This is a genomic window from Aeromonas fluvialis, assembly GCF_000819885.1.
Classification (GTDB): domain Bacteria; phylum Pseudomonadota; class Gammaproteobacteria; order Enterobacterales; family Aeromonadaceae; genus Aeromonas; species Aeromonas fluvialis.
The window spans coordinates 28,353-48,394 of record NZ_CDBO01000071.1 but is presented as its reverse complement, the minus strand read 5'-3'; the positions used below and the strand labels follow the sequence as shown (position 1 = coordinate 48,394).

19 protein-coding genes and 3 pseudogenes are annotated in these 20,042 nt (G+C 60.8%); 14 read left to right on the top strand and 8 right to left on the bottom strand.

Annotation, left to right across the window (positions count from 1 at the left end; translation table 11 throughout):
* Positions 1–48 precede the first annotated feature (48 nt).
* Positions 49–630 carry a hypothetical protein gene (locus BN1125_RS16085; protein ID WP_156993455.1) on the top strand — a complete coding sequence of 194 codons (582 nt, stop codon included), beginning with the start codon at positions 49–51 and terminating at the stop codon, positions 628–630.
* A 330-nt stretch (positions 631–960) separates the two neighbouring features.
* On the opposite strand, the gene BN1125_RS16080 is transcribed toward BN1125_RS16085, so the two are convergent.
* Together BN1125_RS16080 and BN1125_RS16075 are read right to left on the bottom strand one after the other, a co-directional pair.
* Positions 961–2,202: an ammonium transporter gene (locus BN1125_RS16080; protein WP_042013473.1), complete on the bottom strand. Its 1,242-nt coding sequence runs from the start codon at positions 2,200–2,202 to the stop codon at positions 961–963.
* A 25-nt stretch (positions 2,203–2,227) separates the two neighbouring features.
* Entirely contained in the window at positions 2,228–2,566 is a 339-nt protein-coding gene (locus BN1125_RS16075; protein WP_042013472.1) for a P-II family nitrogen regulator, read from the bottom strand.
* A gap of 599 nt (positions 2,567–3,165) precedes the next feature.
* Between BN1125_RS16075 and BN1125_RS16070 the strand changes: the two genes are divergently transcribed.
* Positions 3,166–3,930 carry a helix-turn-helix domain-containing protein gene (locus BN1125_RS16070; protein WP_042013471.1) on the top strand — a complete coding sequence of 255 codons (765 nt, stop codon included), beginning with the start codon at positions 3,166–3,168 and terminating at the stop codon, positions 3,928–3,930.
* 150 nt (positions 3,931–4,080) lie between these two features.
* On the opposite strand, the gene BN1125_RS16065 is transcribed toward BN1125_RS16070, so the two are convergent.
* Entirely contained in the window at positions 4,081–4,872 is a 792-nt protein-coding gene (locus BN1125_RS16065; protein WP_425283651.1) for a UTRA domain-containing protein, read from the bottom strand.
* Positions 4,873–5,091: 219 nt separating this feature from the next.
* Between BN1125_RS16065 and BN1125_RS16060 the strand changes: the two genes are divergently transcribed.
* The 8 genes and pseudogenes from BN1125_RS16060 (at position 5,092) to BN1125_RS16025 (ending at position 11,762) form a co-directional block, all read left to right on the top strand.
* Positions 5,092–6,153, top strand: coding sequence for an ABC transporter substrate-binding protein (locus BN1125_RS16060; protein WP_042013468.1), 1,062 nt, complete (start codon positions 5,092–5,094; stop codon positions 6,151–6,153).
* A 9-nt stretch (positions 6,154–6,162) separates the two neighbouring features.
* Entirely contained in the window at positions 6,163–6,996 is an 834-nt protein-coding gene (locus BN1125_RS16055) for an alkaline phosphatase family protein (protein ID WP_042013467.1), read from the top strand.
* Positions 6,996–7,895, top strand: a complete 900-nt coding sequence (locus BN1125_RS16050) for an ABC transporter permease (RefSeq protein WP_042013466.1) — start codon at positions 6,996–6,998, stop codon at positions 7,893–7,895. The genes BN1125_RS16055 and BN1125_RS16050 overlap by 1 nt, the downstream gene beginning before the upstream one ends.
* Entirely contained in the window at positions 7,888–8,664 is a 777-nt protein-coding gene (locus BN1125_RS16045; RefSeq protein WP_042013465.1) for an ABC transporter permease, read from the top strand. Before BN1125_RS16050 ends, BN1125_RS16045 begins: the two co-directional genes overlap by 8 nt.
* A gap of 6 nt (positions 8,665–8,670) precedes the next feature.
* Positions 8,671–9,678 carry an ABC transporter ATP-binding protein gene (locus BN1125_RS16040; RefSeq protein WP_042013464.1) on the top strand — a complete coding sequence of 336 codons (1,008 nt, stop codon included), beginning with the start codon at positions 8,671–8,673 and terminating at the stop codon, positions 9,676–9,678.
* Between the two features lie 39 nt (positions 9,679–9,717).
* Positions 9,718–10,371, top strand: coding sequence for an HAD family hydrolase (locus tag BN1125_RS16035; protein ID WP_042013462.1), 654 nt, complete (start codon positions 9,718–9,720; stop codon positions 10,369–10,371).
* A 98-nt stretch (positions 10,372–10,469) separates the two neighbouring features.
* Positions 10,470–10,790, top strand: a pseudogene (locus BN1125_RS16030) (DUF2214 family protein); the annotation flags it as partial.
* A 72-nt stretch (positions 10,791–10,862) separates the two neighbouring features.
* The gene (locus BN1125_RS16025) at positions 10,863–11,762 is read left to right on the top strand and encodes a DMT family transporter (protein ID WP_042013460.1); all 900 of its coding nucleotides are present in this window, start codon (positions 10,863–10,865) and stop codon (positions 11,760–11,762) included.
* A gap of 65 nt (positions 11,763–11,827) precedes the next feature.
* Here the strand turns inward: BN1125_RS16025 and BN1125_RS16020 are convergent, their stop codons facing one another.
* The 3 genes from BN1125_RS16020 to BN1125_RS19175 form a co-directional block, all read right to left on the bottom strand.
* Positions 11,828–12,454, bottom strand: a complete 627-nt coding sequence (locus BN1125_RS16020) for a glutathione S-transferase family protein (RefSeq protein ID WP_042013459.1) — start codon at positions 12,452–12,454, stop codon at positions 11,828–11,830.
* A gap of 107 nt (positions 12,455–12,561) precedes the next feature.
* Positions 12,562–13,830, bottom strand: coding sequence for an O-acetylhomoserine aminocarboxypropyltransferase/cysteine synthase family protein (locus tag BN1125_RS16015; protein ID WP_042013457.1), 1,269 nt, complete (start codon positions 13,828–13,830; stop codon positions 12,562–12,564).
* Positions 13,831–13,980: 150 nt separating this feature from the next.
* The gene (locus tag BN1125_RS19175) at positions 13,981–14,157 is read right to left on the bottom strand and encodes a hypothetical protein (RefSeq protein WP_156993449.1); all 177 of its coding nucleotides are present in this window, start codon (positions 14,155–14,157) and stop codon (positions 13,981–13,983) included.
* A gap of 100 nt (positions 14,158–14,257) precedes the next feature.
* On the opposite strand from BN1125_RS19175, the gene sgrR reads away from it, so the two are divergent.
* From sgrR to BN1125_RS16000, 3 genes are read left to right on the top strand one after another with little or no spacing between them, the layout of a single operon-like run.
* Positions 14,258–15,976, top strand: coding sequence for an HTH-type transcriptional regulator SgrR (gene sgrR, locus BN1125_RS16010; protein WP_042013455.1), 1,719 nt, complete (start codon positions 14,258–14,260; stop codon positions 15,974–15,976).
* Positions 15,977–16,026: 50 nt separating this feature from the next.
* On the top strand, positions 16,027–16,422 hold the full coding sequence (locus BN1125_RS16005; RefSeq protein WP_042013453.1) for an acyl-CoA thioesterase: 396 nt from the start codon (positions 16,027–16,029) through the stop codon (positions 16,420–16,422).
* A gap of 31 nt (positions 16,423–16,453) precedes the next feature.
* Positions 16,454–17,167, top strand: coding sequence for a hypothetical protein (locus BN1125_RS16000; RefSeq protein ID WP_042013452.1), 714 nt, complete (start codon positions 16,454–16,456; stop codon positions 17,165–17,167).
* 349 nt (positions 17,168–17,516) lie between these two features.
* Here BN1125_RS16000 and BN1125_RS19785 read toward each other — a convergent pair.
* Together BN1125_RS19785 and BN1125_RS15990 are read right to left on the bottom strand one after the other, a co-directional pair.
* Positions 17,517–17,771, bottom strand: a pseudogene (locus tag BN1125_RS19785) (S4 domain-containing protein); the annotation flags it as partial.
* Positions 17,772–17,828: 57 nt separating this feature from the next.
* Positions 17,829–18,614: pseudogene (locus BN1125_RS15990) on the bottom strand (hypothetical protein); the annotation flags it as partial.
* Positions 18,615–18,837: 223 nt separating this feature from the next.
* Here BN1125_RS15990 and BN1125_RS15985 point away from each other — a divergent pair.
* Positions 18,838–19,155, top strand: coding sequence for a DUF1496 domain-containing protein (locus tag BN1125_RS15985; protein WP_042013446.1), 318 nt, complete (start codon positions 18,838–18,840; stop codon positions 19,153–19,155).
* Positions 19,156–20,042: the final 887 nt, after the last annotated feature.

Here is a 20,042-nt window from a genome sequence, read left to right as displayed (position 1 = left end):
ATTATTTGTGGTGTGACGAATTCAAATAGGCAATAAGGATCTTTATCAATGGCATATGTTAGTGAGTTGTCTGAACAGGATAATATAACGCCAGCAGCACCTACAGCTAGGCTTGTTGCTCAACGATTAGGACGAACTTTAACTGCACGATTCCAAGATTACATACATAAAAGAGAGTGTGCGCCAACCCAGTCTGACTATGAAGTTAAAATGGCAAGTCGCGCATTGGCTGCATTTTCAATATCATATTTGGCCGATGTGGATGACGTCCTTGCTGGTCAATGTGTTTGCGATAGCAGTCAGGATGGCGGCATTGATGCTATTTGTGTCAACCATGCAGAAAAGAAAATCGTTATAGTGCAGTCGAAATATAATCAAGCTGGAAATGGCACGTGGACAAATGCAGATTTTCTAGCATTTAAGCATGCTTGTGAATTATTGCAGATGTCACAATATGATCGGTTTGATGAAATTTTGTCAAATATGTCAGAGGATATTGAGGTTGGGCTTAACTCTATAGACTATAAAACCGACATTCCGCACCTGATTGGGGATTTTTTTTCGGCGATGATGCCTACACGTTCACAGCAAGTTGCAACATTGAGGTGTTGGCAGTTGAGGTTGGAATAAAAACTAAAATGCTCAGATTCATTCTTTCGCCCCCCGTGAAATGATGTGAACTGCTACCCAACAGAACATTGTTACGTGGCAACATGAGTGAAGTCACTGGTTTTCTCAATTCAATCCTGGCTGTGTGAAATTCATCACCATTTAAAATGCAAAAATTAGGTGCGGAATGACGGATACCAACCCGTTACGCTTGGTTTATGGACGCTACATGGCTGACTGTTTTTCATCAACGTAACCATCTTGTTTGTTGGGCCTCGTCTACTGCAAAAAAACGCAGGGCCGGAGGTTTCCCTGCGGCCCTGCTAAAGGCGAATTTCGCCATTCAGTCGATCAGAGGCTGGATTTAACGGTAATGAACTCGGGGTAAGCGTCGACGCCGCACTCGTGCATATCTACGCCCATCATCTCTTCCTCTTCGCTGACACGCAGCCCCAGGGTCGCCTTGAGCACACTCCAGACGACAAGGGAGGCACCGAAGACCCAACCGAAGATGACGGCTGCGCCCAGCAGCTGGGCTGCAAAGGTGGCGCTCTCGTTGGAGAGGGGCACGACCATCAGGCCGAACAGTCCGCATACCCCATGCACCGAAATAGCGCCCACCGGGTCGTCTATTTTCAGCTTGTCGAGGGTGACGATAGCGTAAACCACCAGCGCACCTGCCAGCACCCCGATCAGCGAGGCGAACAGCGGGCTGGGGGAGGCCGGGTCGGCGGTAATAGCGACCAGGCCACCCAAGGCTCCGTTCAGGACCATGGTGAGGTCAGCCTTGCCCCAGGTCAGTTTGGTGACCAGCAGGGCACCCACCACACCTGCCGCGGCTGCGGCGTTAGTGTTAACGAACACGGTGCTGATGGCGGTGGCGTCAGCAACGGTGGAGAGCACCAGCTGGGAGCCGCCATTGAAGCCGAACCAACCCATCCAGAGGATCAGGGTACCCAGAGTGGCCAGTGGCAGGTTGGAGCCCGGGATCGGGTAGATCTCGCCATTTTTGCCATATTTACCGCGGCGAGCGCCGAGCAGCAGCACTGCCGCCAAGGCTGCGGCGGCCCCCGCCATGTGCACGATGCCAGAGCCCGCGAAGTCGGAGAAACCAACCTCTTTGAGGAAGCCACCACCCCAGGTCCAGTAGCCTTCAACCGGATAGATGACGCCAGTCATGACCACGCAGAACAGCAGGAAGGACCAGAGTTTCATCCGTTCGGCCACGGCGCCCGATACGATAGAAGTGGCGGTGGCGACAAACACCACCTGAAAGAAGAAGTCGGAGTGCAGCGAGTGGCCCGCGTCATCGGCCTGGCTCCCGATCAGTGCCCCGAAGCTGGGCAGCCAGCCCCCCGCATCGTTGTTGACGTACATGATGTTGTAGCCGACCAGCAGGAACATAATGCAGGCGATGGCATAGAGCAGGATGTTCTTGGTCAGGATCTCGGTGGTGTTCTTGGCACGAACCAGGCCCGCCTCCAGCATGGCGAACCCGGCGGCCATCCACATGACTAACACGCCGGATATCAGCAGGTAAAAGGTGTCGAGCGCATAACGCAGCTCTGAGACAGATGTGAGCAACTCTTCCATGTTGTGTTCCTCGATTTTTGTTGTATCAAAGGGCTTCTGCGTCGGTCTCGCCGGTGCGGATCCGCACGGCAGCCTGCAGGTCATAGACGAATATCTTGCCGTCACCGATCTTGCCGGTGTAGGCGGCTTTGCAGATGGCTTCGATGATCTGCTCGACATTCTCGCTCAGGGTGGCGATCTCCAGCTTTATCTTGGGCAGGAAATCCACTTGGTACTCGGCACCGCGATAGAGTTCGGTATGCCCCTTCTGGCGACCGAAGCCCTTGACCTCGGAGACGGTCAGCCCTTCGACCCCGAGCTGGGCGATGGCTTCGCGAATTTCATCGAGTTTGAATGGTTTGATAATGGCAGTGATCAGTTTCATGTTTATTCCCCAATCCATGGTCGTTCAACAAGGTATTGGCAAGTATCAAGCCAGTTTTTTTTGTTATTACATTTCAGTTAGTTATGTTTTTCTGCTCTCTTTTGACAGACTGACTGGTCCAAGTTGGACATGGCTGTCCCAATAGGGCGCCCCAGTCTGGTGCATGAGTGCGCTTTGGTCTGGATGGTTGCCGTTGGTGGTATGGCGCAGAGGTATTGGATTGAGGTAAAAGAAAAGGGCGGTGCTGTTAGCGCCGCCCAATGCCAGGAAAGAGAAAAAACCTTGCGGTTTAAAAGATAAAAATTTGGAAGCAAACAATCGATTTCTCAACCAGGAAGGGTCTTGAATTCGATGCTTTCGATTATGCGCGATGTGCTATGCAGCACTAGCAAAATGTTTGCGAGTTGAAGGATGTGCGCTGTCTGGTGTCACATTCTGCGACCTTGTCGCCATACTGGTCTGTCCTTGCGCTAATTTACCGCAATTTTTTCTCCAGGCTGTTTTTTTGGTGTCAATATCTGAGCCTTGAACCTGAAAACAGGTCAGAAGCTGACTCGGCATAACCATGCAATCAAAGTGCGATAACAAGGAAGAGTGGCATGACCTACAGCCAGACCCTGGCCAACAACATTCTCGACACCCTGAAGAAGACTCTGACCGACAAGGGGATCCGCTATCAGACCCTGGCAGAGGCGATGGGTGTCTCCATCGCGACCGTGAAGCGGATGATGAACAAGCCCTCCCTGCCGTTCGATACCCTGCTGGAGATCTGCCATCTGGTGGGCCTTTCGTTCGAGGAGCTGCTGGATAAAACCCAGGACGCCCAGAGCCGCCGCGCCGTCTTTACCCAGGAGCAGGACGAGGCGTTTCACAACGAACCCGGCCTCTACGCCTTTCTCGCCAATATCTTCTGGCGCGACAAGACGCTGATCGATCTGAAGCGGGAGTACGGCCTGACCGACGCCTCCTGCTACCTCTATCTGCGCAAGCTGGAGAAGCTCGGCATCTTGCAGCTTGGCATCGACAACAGTTACCACTTCCTGATCAGCGAGCGGATCAGCTTCGAGCAGCACAGCCGCTTCGCCCGCCAGCAGGCGCGCCAAGCCATGTCGGTGCTGGGGGAGTATCTGGTGGAGAACATGCACAAGTCGAACAACTATATGGCCCTCTGCCAGCTGCACCTCAACGAGAGCGAGGCGATGGCGTTGATCGAGCGGATGAAGGAGTATTGGCATCAGGAGATCAAGCTTAACCGCCCCGCCATCGGTCAGCAGGAGCATGCCAAGACCTACACCATGTCGTTGCAACTGGCCGACTGCGGCTACCAGAGCTTCGACGACATGATCCCCAATATCGACAACTGATCCCGGCGGATCCTGCGGGATCCGCTCTGTTGGCTGGCGCCTAATCGGCGAGCCGGGTTTGTTGCAGTCTGCCTGCCGTTGGTTGCAGTGCTCGGGTATCGAGACAGATGCGGATCGCCACAGTGCTCGACAGTGCTCTGGATATTTTCCCTAATCGACGACCCGGGTTTGTTGCAGCTTGCCTGCGAGCGGCTGCAATGCTCGCGTATCCAGACAAATGCGGATGGCATCCGGTCGCCAGTGTTCGATATCGCAATCCACCAGCGCCCCCCGCTCGTCGTAATTGACCCGCACCAGCCGCAGCACGGCGCTCCCTTCCGCCAGATTGAGGGCGCGGGCGATGGCACCCCGCGCCGCCGAGGGGGTGATCTCGAGACTCGCCCCACCCTGGCCTATGCCATAGCGCTGCTGATAGAGCTCGGTGAGGGAGCTGGCCAGCGGTGCGCTGGCGATATCGGGAAAGCGGCTGGCCAGCAGGTGGTGGCTGACGTGGAGCACCGGGCGGCCATCGATCAGTCGCTGGCGGCGGATTTCATAAAGTGGGGTGAAGGGTTCCAGTCCCATCCAGCGGCAGAGCTCACTGCTGGCAAGCTGGTTGCCATGGGCCAGCACCCGGGTCTCGGCGGTGCGCTGCTGCTCGCCGATCCACTGATGAAAGTGGGTGTGGATGGCGGGATCGTAGGTGAGGCGGGGTGGCGCCACGAACCAGCCGCGCCGCTCGGCCCGGTAGATGAGGCCGTCCGCTTCGAGGCTGGAGAGCGCTTCCTTGATGGTGATGCGGGTAGTGGCGAAGCGCTCGCTCAGGGCCCGTTCGGCGGGCAGTTGCTGCCCGGCCCCCAATTGGCCGCTGCCGATATAGCGGCGCAGGGTCTGACAAATCTGTTCACACTTGGAGGCGCGGCCATCTGCCGCTACCCGTTCGCTCAATCTCGGCTCGGTCACACTCTTGTCCCTGTTGCTTATTCAGAAGGCGGGTGGCTGGCCAATCCCTTACTGGAATAGTCCAGCCTCACTCGGGTTCAGAGTTGTAACTGCACCGGATGACAGCGGCGTGACAGGGTGATTGTCATCAAACTGCCATTAAAGCGCCCCGCCACCGTCATATTCCCCCTCTAGCATCCCTCTCGAACCTTAACTGACCTAGTCCAGAGGGATGGGATGATGAAAAGCGTGATCGCAAGTGCATTGGCCCTGGTGGCCATCAGCCAACCGTTGTTTGCCACAAATAGCTATGCCGCCGAAAATATCGCGGAGCTCGAAAAGGCTGCCCGTGGTGAGGGGCAACTCAGCAGTGTCGGCATGCCGGACAGCTGGGCCAACTGGAAGGATACCTGGCAGCAGCTCGGCAGCATCTACGGCATCAAGCATCAGGATACCGACATGAGCTCGGCGCAGGAGATCGCCAAGTTCGCCGCCGAGAAGGCCAACGCCACCGCCGATATCGGCGACGTGGGCGGTGCCTTCGGTCCGGTGGCGGTCAAGCAGGGGGTCACCCAGCCCTACAAACCCTCCACCTGGGCCGATATTCCCAACTGGGCCAAGGATGCTGACGGTCACTGGATGCTGGCCTATACCGGCACCATCGCCTTCCTGATCAACAAGGATCTGGTCAAGGCAGCGCCCACCAGCTGGCAATCCCTGCTGGGTGGCGACTACAAGGTGACCCTGGGGGACGTGGGGGTTGCTTCTCAGGCCAACAACGGCGTGCTGGCGGCGGCCTATGCCACCGGCGGCAGCGAGCAGAACCTCAAGCCCGCGCTGGAGCTGTTCGGCCAGCTGGCCAAGCAGGGTCGTCTCTCCCTGAACGACCCGACCATCGCCAATATCGAGAAGGGCGAGGTGGAAGTGGGGGTACTGTGGGACTTCAACGCCCTCAACTACCGCGACCAGATCGACCCCAAGAAGTTTGATGTGGTGATCCCGAGCGACGGCTCCGTCATCGCCGGTTACACCACCATCATCAACAAGTGGGCCAAGAACCCCAACGCCGCCAAACTGGCCCGTGAATACATCCTCTCCGATGCCGGTCAAATCAACCTGGCCCGTGGCTACGCTCGCCCGATCCGCAGCAACGTTGCGCTGCCGGATGACGTGAAGGCCAAGCTGCTGCCCGCCGAGCAGTACGCCAATGCCAAGCCGGTGCAGGATCACGCCGCCTGGGAGCAGAGCTCCAAAGCCCTGCCGCGCCAGTGGCAAGAAACCGTCATGATCAATATGCAGTAAGGGAATCCAGTGCAACACAAGGTGATAGTGGTACTTGTGGATGGTCTGGCAGCCGAGGTAGCCCACACCATGGGCTACCTCGGTGGCATGGTAGAGGCGGGGCGGGGCCTGCATACGACCCTGAATGCTGCCCTGCCGTCTCTCTCCCGGCCTCTCTACGAGTGCATCCTGACCGGCGTGCCGCCGGTGGCGAGCGGTATCACCCACAACGGGGTGAGTCGCCTCAGTCTGCATGACTCCATCTTCCATCTGGCCCGCGCCGCGGGTAAACGCACCGCAGCGGCGGCCTACTTCTGGGTGAGCGAACTCTATAACCGCAGCCCCTGGCTGGCGGCCCGTGATCGCTTTACTCACGACGATCAGTTGCCCATCCAGCACGGCTGCTTCTACTGGGATGACAACTATCCCGACAGCCATCTGCTGATGGATGGGGAGTGGCTCAGAATCCAACATGACCCCGATTTTCTGCTGATCCACCCCATGGGAGTGGACGATGCGGGCCACAAGTTTGGCCTCGATTCACGCCAGTACCGCAATCAGGCGCGCCGCATGGACAGCCTGCTGGCCGATCTGCTGCCCCAGTGGCTGGCGGAGGGGTATCAGGTGGTGATCACCTCGGATCACGGCATGAACAACGACCTGAGCCACGGCGGCACCCTGCCGGAAGAGCGCACCGTGCCACTCTGGCTGTTTGGCGATGCCTTTATCGAGCGCTGGCCGGATGGGGTGGCGATTGCCCAGACCCAGCTCTGCGCCCTGATGGCGGATCTGCTGGGCATTGCCCACGACAAGCCGGTGGCGCCCCCGCTGCTCAAGGCTGCCTTTATGCGCGAGGTGCATTGATGATGCCTGCAACCACCGAGATCCTTGCGGATCAACCCGTGGCAACCCAGAGCCAGACGCGCCGTCACTGGCTGCCCGCGCTGGTGCTGCTGCCGTTTATCCTGTTGATGATCCTGTTCCAGCTCGCCCCCATGGTGTGGGTGCTGGTGGGCAGCTTTCAGACCCCCGATGGCTGGGGTCTCGACTACTATCGGGAGATTTTGAGCTCCCCCTTCTACCTGCAATCGTTCGGCAACTCATTGCGCATCGCCGGTATCGCCAGTCTGGCAGGCCTTGCCATCGGCACCCTCGGGGCCGCGGCGCTGCGCCACAGTGGCGAGCGGGTCAAGCGGCTGCTGTTGGCTTTTGTCACCATGACCGGCAACTTCAGCGGCGTGCCGCTGGCGTTCGCCTTTATCATCATTCTCGGCATCAATGGTGCGGTGACCCTGCTGCTGAAATCCTGGGGGCTGATCGACGGCTTCAACCTCTACTCGGGGTCGGGCCTTATCCTCATCTACACCTACTTCCAGATCCCGCTCGCCCTGCTGCTGCTCTACCCGGCGTTCGATGCGCTGCAGGATGAGTGGCCGCAGGCCGCCGCGCTGCTGGGGGCGAGCAAGGGTCAGTATGTGTGGCACGTGGCGCTACCGGTGCTGACGCCTGCGCTGCTCGGCACCCTGATCATCCTGTTTGCCAACGCAGTGGGGGCCTATGCCTCCGCCTACGCCCTCACCACCGGCAACTTCAATCTGGTGACCATCCGGGTGGCCAGTCTGGTCGCCGGCGACATCTTCCTCGAGCCTAATATGGCGGCGGCGCTGGCGGTGATCCTGATGGTGCTGCTGGGGGTGGTGACAGCCGCCAACCAGTGGCTGCTGAAAAAGAGCTATGTGAACAAGGGTCAGTCCCATGCGTGATTTGCAACCGAGTTGGCCGCGCTGGGTGCTGGGGGCGCTGGTCGCCACCCTGCTGTTGCCGCTGCTGGCCACGTTTCTCTACTCCATCTCCACCCGCTGGGGGGCGACCCTGCTGCCGGACGGCTTCACCCTCGACTGGTATCTCAAGCTGTGGGGCGATCCGCGCTTTCTGGCGGCGTTTGGTCGCAGCCTGCTGGTCTGCTTCGCTACTTTGCTGCTGAGCGTGCTGGTGTTGGTGCCCACGGTATTGGTGGTGGCCTACTACTTCCCAAAGCTGGATCCCTGGATGAACCTGCTGATCCTGCTCCCCTTCGCGGTGCCACCTGTGGTCTCGTCGGTGGGGTTGCTGCAGATCTACGCTGACGGCGTCCTGCCCATTATCGGTACGCCGTGGATCCTGATCGGCACCTGGTTCACCGTGGTGCTCCCCTTTATGTACCGGGCACTGGCCAACAGCCTGCAAGGGGTGCCGCTCAAGGATTTGATGGATGCCGCCCACCTGCTGGGGGCGAGCAGCGCCCGCGCCTTCCTGCTGGTGGTGATCCCCTGCCTGCGCAAGGGATTGCTGGCCGCGCTGTTTCTCTCGCTCTCCTTCCTGCTCGGCGAGTTCGTGTTTGCCAACATGCTGGTGGGCACCCGTTACGAGACCCTGCAGGTCTACCTCTACAACATGCGCGCCACTTCGGGCCACTTCACCAGTGCGCTGGTGATGAGCTACTTCCTGCTGACCCTGCTGCTCACCTGGGCGGCCAACAGATTTCATCGGTGATCCAAGATGTTTCATTTAGAAGTCAATCAGTTGCACAAATCCTACGGCGAGACCAAGGTGTTCGAGGGGATCGAATTCGGCATTCGCAAGGGGGAGCTGGTGACCCTGCTCGGCCCTTCCGGTTGCGGCAAATCCACTCTGCTGCGGGCGCTGGCCGGGCTCACCCCGGTGGATGGCGGTCAGGTGCGGGTGGCCGGTGAAGACATTACCTGGCAGGCGCCCCAGAAGCGGGGCATCGGCATGGTGTTCCAGAGCTATGCGCTGTTCCCCAATATGACGGTGTGGGACAACGTCGCCTTCGGCCTCAAGATGAAGCCCCAGCCGGGACGGGAGCTGGCGGCCAGCGTGCAGGAGGCGCTGGAACTGGTGGAGCTGACCGGTTTCGAGCGCCGTTATCCGGCCGAGCTCTCCGGTGGCCAGCGCCAGCGGGTGGCCTTGGCCCGCGCCCTGGTGGTGCAACCCCGGATCCTGCTGCTGGACGAGCCGCTCTCGGCGCTGGATGCCCGCATCCGCCGCAGCCTGCGCCAGCAGATCCGCGAGATCCAGCAGCGCCTTGAGCTCACCACCATCTTCGTGACCCACGATCAGGAGGAGGCGCTCACCCTGTCGGACAGGATCTTCCTGATGAACAAGGGATCCATCGTCCAGAGCGGCACGCCGGAGCAGATCTATACCCGTCCCGCCAGCGAGTTTGTGGCGAGCTTTATCGGCAACTACAACCTGCTTGGCGCCGAGCAGGGCAAGTCGCTGTTTGGCCCCCGTTTTCAGGGCAAGTTGGCACTGCGGCCGGAGTCCATCACCCTGCTGCCCGCCGGGGCGACCAGCAGCGAGCCCAGCCTGCCCGGCATCATTCGCCAGCAACAGCTGCTCGGCAACGTGATCCGCTATCAGGTGGAGTGCGAGGCAGGGCTGTTGACGGTGGATTGCCTCAACCGCTCGGCTGGCGATCTGCTGGCCACCGGCAGTGCCGTGACCCTGGCGGTGGCCCGGGATCAACTCTGTGAGGTAGCATGACGCCTCGTTTCATTTTCGTTGTTACCGCAAGGAGCCCTCATGGCACTGGCACTGTTTGATCTGGACGAGACCCTGATTGCCGGGGATTCCGCCAGCCTCTGGCTGGAGTACATGGTGGCCGAGGAGCTGGCTCCGGCCAGCATGATCGCCGAGGAGCAGGCCATGATGTCCCTCTACCATCAGGGCAAGATGGACATGCACCAGTACATGGCCTTCACCCTGCAACCGCTGGCGGGCAAGTCGCGCCAGTGGCTCGACTCGCTCTCTACCCGCTTTGCCGAGCAGGTGCTGCGAGATCGCCTCTACCCCGAGGGGTTGGCGCGTATCGAATGGCATCAGGAGCGGGGCGACGATCTGGTGCTTATCTCCGCCTCCGGCGAGCATCTGGTGGTCCCCATGGCGAAGATGCTGGGGATGGATCACTGCGTCGCCATCCTGCTCGACGAGGAGGAGGGGATGCTGACCGGCCAGACCTGCGGCACCCTCAGTTTTCGCGAAGGCAAGGTGGCTCGCGTCAACCAGCTCTTTGCCGGCAGGGAGCACCTCTGGCAGGGGAGCTATGGTTACAGCGACTCCCACAATGATCTCCCCCTGCTGCGTATGGTGAGCCATCCTCATGCTGTCAATCCGGCCCCCGCACTGCGCCAGTGCGCCTCGGAGCTGGGCTGGCCGGTGTGGGAGTGGCAGCGCTGAGTCGCGCGCCACACTGGCTTAACGTGCGGCAAGACGCACGAAAAACAAAGAGAGAGGCAGGTGCCTCTCTCTTTTGTTTTTTGCTGACGGCGTTGTGGCTGATGCTGGCAGATGGGGTGGCGGCGCTGGCGCTCTTCTCCATCTTTGCGACCGGATGTCTGCTGGCCCTCGAACATGCCAGCTCGGTGGCGCAGCTCTTTGCTCATCCTGCCCACGGCCTCAAGATGGTGCTGTTTCTGCTGATTGTCGGCTCCCTCGTTTATCCCAGCCGCCTCTTCTATCGCTGGCGTCGTGCCCTGCGTCTGGGCAAGGCGCCGATGATCTCCATCCAGCAGCACTTCCGGGTAGTCTGGATCCTGCGGGGCAATCTGTTGCTGGTCGCTCTGCTCGCCGCGCTGACAAAACAGCTGTCGCTCTAAAGACAAGAGGGTAGCGAGACGGGTATCTTGGATCGAATAACCCGTTACGCGCCGATTTAAGGAAGAATCGCCATGCGCTCCAATCTGATGTTGCTGATGGCTGCCACCATCTGGGGTATGGGCTTTGTCGCCCAGCGCCTCGGGATGGATCATATGGGGCCCTATACCTTCAATGGCCTGCGCTTTCTGCTCGGCGCCCTCTCCCTGCTGCCGCTGCTCTGGTGGCTCAAATCCCGACAACCTGTTGCCGCCGCGGGCGACCATCGCCAACTGCTGATCGGTGGTGTGCTGGCCGGGCTGGTGCTGTTCTGTGCCGCCTCCCTGCAGCAGGTGGGGCTGCTCTATACCACTGCCGCCAAGGCCGGTTTCATCACCGGGCTCTATATCATTCTGGTGCCGGTACTGGGGCTGCTGCTGCGCCACAAGAGTGGCCTCAATACCTGGATTGGCGCCATTATCGCCCTGAGCGGGCTCTATGTGCTGAGCGTCACCGACGAGTTCACCATCGGCTTTGGCGACCTGTTGCAGGTGATCGGGGCGCTGTTCTGGGCCATCCATCTGCTGCTGGTGGATCACTATTCCAACCGGGTTGCCCCCATCAAGCTGGCCGGGGTGCAGTTTGTGGTCTGCGGCCTGCTCAGCCTAGCTACTGCTTTTGTTATTGAAACTCCGACTGTTAGCGGCGCCGTGGCCGGTTGGCAGGCGCTGCTCTATGCCGGGCTGGTGTCGGTCGGGGTCGGTTATACCCTGCAGGTGGTGGGGCAGCGAGGGGCCCATCCTGCCCACGCCGCCATCATCCTCAGTCTGGAGACCGTCTTTGCCGCCGTGGGGGGCGTGTTGCTGTTGGGTGAGACGCTGGACGAGCGCGCCATCGCCGGTTGCGCCCTGATGCTGGCAGGGATGCTTATCTCTCAAATCCGGCTGCGCTGGTGGTGGAAGTCGCGCCGGGACAAGGTGCCAGCGACCAAGTAAACCGCGCTCGCTGCATAGCAAAAACGCCCCGATTGTCGGGGCGTTTTGCATGGTAGCGGTTCTGATCAGGGGCGCTGATCCAGCTCGCGCTCCAGCTCCATGGCCTTCTGGCGAGCCGGATGGGTATTGAGGCGTTCCCAGTAGACTTGCAGGTGCGGGAAGTGGGCCAGCTGACCGCTTCGTGCCAGCAGATCCACCAGGAAGGAGTTCATGATGTCGGCGCCGGAGAGGCGATCCCCCACCAGATAGTGGCGAGTTGCCAGTACCTCATTGAGGTAGCCCAGCACCTTGGCACACTCCGCCCTGGCGTAGTCCGGCAGGAAGCGCATCGGGCTGCCATCCTTGCGCACGAACATGTCGAGCAGCAGCGGCAGGATGCCGGAACTCTCGGCAAAGTGGAGCCACTGCAGGTATTCGGGATAGTCGGGGCTATCTGGTGCCGGAGCCAGCCGCTCGGCGGCATAGCGGGCAATCAGGTATTCGGTGATGGCGCCCGATTCCGCCAGCACTCGGCTGTCGAACTCGATGACCGGCGACTTGCCGAGGGGGTGAATGGCTTTCAGCTCGGGCGGCGCCAGAAAGGTGGCGGCATCGCGCTGATACGCCTTGATCTCATAGGGCTGGCCCAGCTCTTCGAGCAACCAGATGATGCGCTGAGAGCGTGATTTGTTCAGGTGGTGCAGGACTATCATAACGACCTCGATTCGGTGGCAGGATGGGATATACGAGCGGGCGAGGGGGGGCGGTTCACCGATGGCTAAAAAAGAGCGGGCTGATGCCCGCTCGCTCGTTGACTGACTCAGGCCTCCAGCGCCTGATCCAGATCCGCCAGAATGTCCTCGATGGCCTCGATCCCCACCGACAGCCGGATCATCTCGGGTTTCACGCCAGCCTTGGCCTGCTCCTCCTCGCTCAGCTGGCGATGGGTGGTGGAGGCCGGGTGGCAGGCCAGCGACTTGGCATCGCCGATATTGACCAGCCGCTTGAAGATCTTCAGCGCATCGTAGAAGCGCACGCCCGCCTCGTAGCCATCCTTCAGACCGAACGAGAGGATGGCCGAGGGGCGGCCGGCCATGTATTTCTCCGCCAGCAGATAGTGGGGATGACCCGGCAGACCGGCGTAGCTGACCCAGGCCACCTTGGGGTGATGCTTGAGGTGGTTGGCAACCCGCAGGGCGTTATCCACGTGGCGCTCCATGCGCAGGCTCAGGGTCTCCAGCCCTTGCAGCAGCAGGAAGGCGTTCATCGGCGCCAGCGCCGCGCCGGTATTGCGCAGCGGCACGGTGCGTACCCGCCCGATAAAGGCGGCCGGGCCAAAGGCCTCGGTGTAGACCACCCCGTGGTAGGAGGGCTCGGGTTTGGTCAGCTGGGGGAAGCGCTCGGCGTGATCCGCCCAGGGGAACTTGCCCGAGTCGACCACCACGCCGCCCAGCGAGTTGCCGTGGCCGCCGACATATTTGGTCAGGCTGTGTACGACGATGTCGGCGCCGTGTTCGATGGGCTTGCAGAGCACCGGCGTGGCGACCGTGTTGTCGACGATGAGCGGCACACCACGGGCGTGGGCGGCCTTGGCCAGCGCGGCCAGATCGACGATGTTGCCCGCCGGGTTGCCGATGCTCTCGCAGTAGACCGCCTTGGTCTTGTCATCGATAAGGGCGGCGATGGCTTCGGCGCTGTCATCCTTGGCGAAGCGCACCTCGACCCCGAAACTCGGCAGCATGTGGGCGAACAAGGTGTAGGTGCCGCCATAGAGCTGGGGCGTGGAGACTATGTTGTCACCGGCGGCGGTCAGCGCCTGAATGGCGTAGGTGATGGCGGCGGAACCTGCCGAGACCACCAGCGCGGCGATCCCCCCTTCCAGCGCAGCCATCCGCTGCTCCAGCACATCGTTGGTGGGGTTCATGATGCGGGTGTAGATGTTGCCCGGCACCGCCAGATTGAACAGATCCGCCCCGTGCTGGGCGCTCTCGAACTCGTAGGCCACCGTCTGGTAGATGGGCACTGCGACCGCCTTGGTGGTGGGGTCGCTGGAAAAGCCATGGTGCAGGGCCAGGGTCGCATCTTTCATCACACACTCCTTGTTGGATGTTGCTTATGGCATTTATAGATGGATAGACGTCCAATCTATCAGGCCCGTGGCCGATGTAAACAGCAAGATCCGGCAAAGCAATGTCGCCCGCAGGGGATGCGCGTCCCGAGTGGCTGGCACGGCTCGCACTCAGAGGCGGCGGCGATACTCCTTGTCGTCGATCTGGTTCATGTCCCACTGCATCAGGCGGTTGAGCTGCTGCATGGGATCTTCGATAAGTTGCAGCGGGCGCGGCAGGATCCGCTTGAAGTAACGGCGCAAGGTCTGCTGGATCCGGTTCGGTTTGAGTGGGTTGGCGTGGCTCATGATGGTGCTCCTCTGCTGGGGTTCTCACGTTCATCAGCAGTATTGAGCTAAAATGCGGAAGTAAAAACTGATGACTTACAGCAACAGGATTTCCTCTTTTATGCCGACCGGTCGCCTCTACCTGCAATTTCAACGACTCGCCCAGCAGCTTGGCTGCGATGAGCGAGAGATCAGCCTCGCCGAGGTGGCGGATCTGCTCTGCTGCACCCCGCGCAACGCCCGCCTGCTGCTGCGGCGGATGCAGGATCAGGGCTGGCTCAGCTGGTCGGCGGAAGCGGGGCGGGGGCGGCGCTCCCGGCTCACCCTGCTCGACAGTCAGGAGAGCCTGACCCGGCGCCGCTTGCGGGATCTGCTCAGTCAGGGCCAGCTGGCGCAGGCGGTGCGGCTGGCCGAAGATCGCCTCGATCTGCTCACTCCGCTGTTGATCGAACAGCTTGGTCAGGCCACCCGCGAGGGGCGCCAGATCCTGCGGGTGCCCTACTATCGGCCGTTGCCACAGTTGCTGCCCACCGGCCCGATGCGCCGCTCCGAAATCCACCTGAGCCGTCAGATCTTCAACGGTCTCACCCGGCGAAATGAGGAAAATGGGGAAATCGAAGGGGATCTGGCTCACCACTGGGAGTGTCTGGGGCCTTGCCACTGGCGCTTCTATCTGCGCCCGGCGGTGCGCTTTCACCACGGCCGCGAGCTGGGGGTGGAGGATGTGATGGAGAGTCTGCTGGCCCTGCGGGATCGCCCGCTGTTTTCCCATCTGGCTCGGCTGGAGAGCCCCTGGCCGCGCACGCTGGATCTCTATCTCGACAGCCCGGATCCCTGGCTGCCCCACCTGCTGGCTGAGCCGGTGGCGACCATTTTGCCGCGGGAGCTCAAGGGGGAGGCGGGCTTTGCCCTGCAACCGGTGGGCACCGGCCCTTACCGGGTGGCCGCCAACGATCCCCTGCATCTTTGCCTTGCGGCGTTTGACGACTACTTCGGCCTGCGCGCCCTGCTCGACGAGATCGATATCTGGATGCTGCCGGAGCTTGCTGAGCGGCTGGAGACCCACCTGCAGCTGGGACGCGACAGCCCCGAGCTCGGCACCATGCGCGGCGAGTCGGAGCTGGAATCGGGATGCTACTTCCTGCTGCAGGACGATCGTTCCGGGTCCTTGCAGGATCCCGCCCTGCGGCAGTGGCTGGGTCAGCTGCTCAATCCGGTAGCCCTGATGGGGCGGGTCGCCCCCGAACTGCAACGGGGATGGACCAGCGCCCTCGGTCTGCTGCCCCACTGGCGCGAAGCGCTGCCCGTGCCCTTGCCCACACCGGCGCAGTTGCCGACGACCTTGGTGCTCGCCTGTTTCAACCAGCATCTGGAGTTCAACGAGTGTGCCAACGCCATGAGCAGCCTGCTGGCCGAACAGGGGATCCGGCTCGAGGTGCGCACCCTCGACTACGGTCGCTGGGTGAGCGGCGAAGATGAAGACGTGGATCTCTGGCTCGGCACCCTCAACCTCGAACATGCCGGCCCCTTTGCCCCCTACGCCTGGCTGCTGGGCACGCCGCTGCTGCGTAAAGTGTGGGCAAGCCAGCGACCCCTGTGGCAGGGTCTGACGCAGTGGCGTGCCTGCGGTGAGGAGCCCGGCCCGCGCGCCCTGCTGGCCCGGGTGCAGCAACAGGGCTGGTTTGTGCCCCTGTTTCATCACTGGCTGGAGCTGGAGAGCCGGGTCGGCGTGCACGGGGTTCGCATGACCGCGCTCGGCTGGTTCGATTTTCGCAGTGCCTGGCTGCGGCCGGAGCTGGCCGTCGGTGCCGGGGATAAGGCGGGGGTGCTTGAGTCCTGATGCGGGGCGCGTTAGCCTGAGCGCGGTCCCATGACAAGGAGTCACCCGCCATGCTGGAAATGCAGATCCAACCCCGCTTTCAGGAGACAGATGCCCTGGGCCATATCAACAATACGGTGCCGGCAGTCTGGTTCGAGTCGGCGCGGGATCCCCTGTTCCGGATCTTTTCGCCCGATCTGGATGTGCACAACTGGCATCTGATCATTGCGGGCTATACGGTGCAGTTCAAACGGGAGCTGTTCTACGGCCAGCCGGTATTGATCAAAACCGGGGTACGCCGCATCGGCAGCAGCTCCTTCACCATTTGGCAGGAGGCCTGGCAGGAGGGGGAACTGGCTGTCACCGGTGAAACGACCCTGATCCACTTTGATTATCAGGCCCGACAATCCCTCTTCCTGAGCGAAGCTCACCGGGAGGGGCTGCGGGCCTGGTTGATAGAAAGCTAACCTTGGCCCACTGGCCAATCACAGGACACTTATGCGCAATACCGTGATCGCCCTTAGCTTCAGCTTGGGACTGGGGCTCTGCTCCCTGCCTTCGATGGCGGCTTCCCTCGCCGAGCAGTTTATCCTGATGGAGAAGGGGGCCGAGAGCGCCCTCGATACCCGTCTCTTCAGCCACGACGGCGTCGATATCAAGGCCTGGATCGACGGCGCGCCAGTTATCATCGCCGTACCCATCATGAACGAGCAGGGCAAGCAGGAAGGGGAGAGCCGCTACTACTTCAAGGGGGGCAAGCTGTTCGGGGTGAAAGAGCCCGCCGCCCAGTTCGCCTTTGACAACAGTGGCAAGCTGACCCAGTGGCTGGACGAGAAGGGGCAGCCCGCCGAGTTCGTCAGCAAGATGAGCATGCAGCAGCGAGAAGCCTGGCTGACCAAACGGGCGGCCGAGCTGGGCCAGCTGTTCGCGCCGGGCGCCGCCGAGCAGAAGGCGGCCAAGGGGGGCGTCAAGCTGAAGGGGACGGGTCTCGCCCACTGGCTTTGCAGCGGGAAACTGATGGAACTCGCCAAGGGCGACAAGGTGATCTTCGAGCAGGAGAAGTTGACGATTGGCGAGCAGGGGTGCGAGGGGGAGGTCTCTTTGCGTCAGGATAAGGGGTGGCAGGCGCTGAGCCTCAAGTGCGAGGTGCAGGGCAATCAGGTGACTCGCCTCACCTGGCAGCCGTTGCCGGGGGCCAACAAGCCGCACTAAGCGCAGCCACATCAAGGTTCAAGGCCCTCGCATGAGGGCCTTGTCATATCAGGTCAGCAGCCAGTAGCCGGCGACCCCCATCATCAGCAGGGAGGAGACCCGCTCCAGCAGATCCCCGCGCCCCTGCCCTTGCAGCAGTTGGTTTGCCCGCTGCCAGCCGTAGGCGTAGATCAGCAGATTGACGCATTCGATCAGGATGACCAGGGCGACGAACAGCAGGGTCTGCAGCTCGGTTGAGAGAGCCAGGGCTTGGGGGGGCGACGGTAAAACCGCGCAGAACCAATTATCACCATCCGTAGCCCGTAGCCGGGATTATGGCTGCCACGAGTGTTGGCCCCTGCTCACCCCTTCATGTGCTGATCACCAGGTGATACAGCTTTTTGCCCCGGCGCAGTAGCAGGTAGCGACCAAACAGCCACTCATTGGCACTCAGCTGCTCATCTTGCTTGAGCACTCCATTGAGGCTGATGGCACCCGCTGCCAGCAGCTCGCGGGCGATGCGCCTGGAATTCGCCAGGCCGCACGCCACCAGCAGGTTCACCAGATCCGTTTCTCCCTCGATGGGGCAGCTCGGCAGGCCATCCTGCGCCAGTTGGGCCATACACTGATCGCCGATAACGCACAGGTCACCTCGCGGTGACCTGTCGGTTTATTTTAGCAGGGCTTCCATCTCCGCCTCTGCCTTGGCGCGCGCCTCGGCTTCTGTCGCTCTGGCGGCATCGGCGATCCTCCCTCCTGCCGTATGGGAGGGGGCACTGACGGCCTGCTGGGTGGGTGCGGCAACTGCCTGGGTGGCCTCTTGCGTCACGGTCGCTGTGGCACTGCTGACAGCCTGTTTGGCAGATGTGGCAACTGCGGTGGTTGCACTACGGGTCAGGTCGGTCGCGCGTTGATTCACCGCTTGGGTGGCCTGTCCGGTGGCCTTGGTGGCGGCTCCGCTGATGACTTGACTGGCGCTGTCGGTCAGCGAGCCGGTCACCGGGATGAGCTGGCTGGAGGGGGGTTGCCAGCCCTGCATGGCGGTTGGCCAGGTCGGTGCGGTGCTCGCCAGATTCTCGCCAAAGGTCTGGGTGGTGCCATCCCCTTTTTGCAGCAATACCGACATCTGGTTGGTCTGTGAGTTCCACACCATGCCGGCCTGCTTGGCAACGTCCGGCACGGGTGCATAGCGGGAGACCACGTAAAACAGCGGGCCTTCCTGCTGCAATTCATTGGCCGTCTTGAGCAGCTGCATGGTGCTGTCGTAGTTGGGACCAAGAATGGCAGTCATCCGATCCTTGATCAGGGGTTGTTCGAACAGATTGACCTCGTTCGGGTCAAAGCCGACCAGCGGCTTGAGCAGGGCCCACATCAGCTGGCTGGTGGGGCTCATCATCAGCAAGGGGGCAACGCAGGCGGACAACATCAGGCTCAGGCAGGCCGCCTTGAGCAACGGCATGATACGCATTGGGATAATATCCAAATAACGATTTGATAAATAAGGTTATATTTTGTCAGGACGTGACAAATTCACCGGGGATTTGCGCGTGGCAGCGAGAGACTGCCCGCTGGCGCTGGCAGGCTATCATATTGGCACCACAATGCCAGCAGGCCGTATGATTGTCAGTCAAGTAAACCCCGGGGCTGGTCGATTCTTCGAGAGTGCCCCGCATCGAAACAGGATCCCTCCCATGAAACATTTACTGCTCTGCCTGCTGGCCTCCCTCTGGCTTGCGCCCGCCCAGGCCGTGTCCAAAACCACTGTGGTGGGCGACTCTGCCAGTCCCGAGCTGGTGTTGCCGCTGGGCTCATTGCCCGAGCGGGTCTGCTGGTTTGCGGGTCAGAAGTATTCCGAAGGAGCCCGCATTCTGCAGGGAGATATCTGGCTGGAGTGTGGCCCGCTGAACGACCTCGAGAGCAATGGCCCGCTGGCCTGGCGCTCGCCTGCGGCGGTATTGCCTGCCACCCGGGGGGCGAAAGATCAGAAGACGATTTCCGTGGGTCAGTGAGGCTTTTCTTGATCCAGCTAAAGACATGGACGTGATCCCTGTCGCATAATGCTGCTCCTTTCTTCTCTTGGCTGGAACCTAAGAAATGGCTCGTCGCTCTTCCAATGCACAACGTCGTCGCAGTAGCTGGTGGTACAAACGCTTGTTGGCAAGGGAGCGGGAAGAGCGCGAAGCGCGTTCCGTAAGGGATTGATACTGCATTGAAAAACGGAGCCTCAGGTTCCGTTTTTTTATTCATCACCGCAGATGGAGCTCAGTGATGCCCTTCCAATGCACAGCATGGTTGCCGCAACGGGTGGTACAAACGCTTGTTGGCAAGGGAGCGGGAAGAGCGCGAGGGCGCTGCGTAAGGGATTGATACTGCATTGAAAAAAGGAGCCTCGGGTTCCGTTTTTTTATTCATCACCGCAGATGGAGCTCAGTGGTGCCCTTCCAATGCACAGCATGGTTGCCGCAACGGGTGGTACAAACGCTTGTTGGCAAGGGAGCGGGAAGAGCGTGAGGGCGCTGCGTAAGGGATTGATACTGCATTGAAAAACGGAGCCTCGGGCTCCGTTTTTTTATTCATCACCGCAGATGGAGCTCAGTGGTGCCCTTCCAATGCACAGCATGGTTGCCGCAACGGGTGGTACAAACGCTTGTTGGCAAGGGAGCGGGAAGAGCGCGAGGGCGCTGCGTAAGGGATTGATACTGAATTGAAAAACGGAGCCTCGGGTTCCGTTTTTTTATTCATCACCGCAGATGGAGCTCAGTGGTGCCCTTCCAATGCACAGCATGGTTGCCGCAACGGGTGGTACAAACGCTTGTTGGCAAGGGAGCGGGAAGAGTGGCGAGCCAACTGCCGGTAGACAAATGGTATGGGATGATTGGAGAGGCAACGTTCGCGG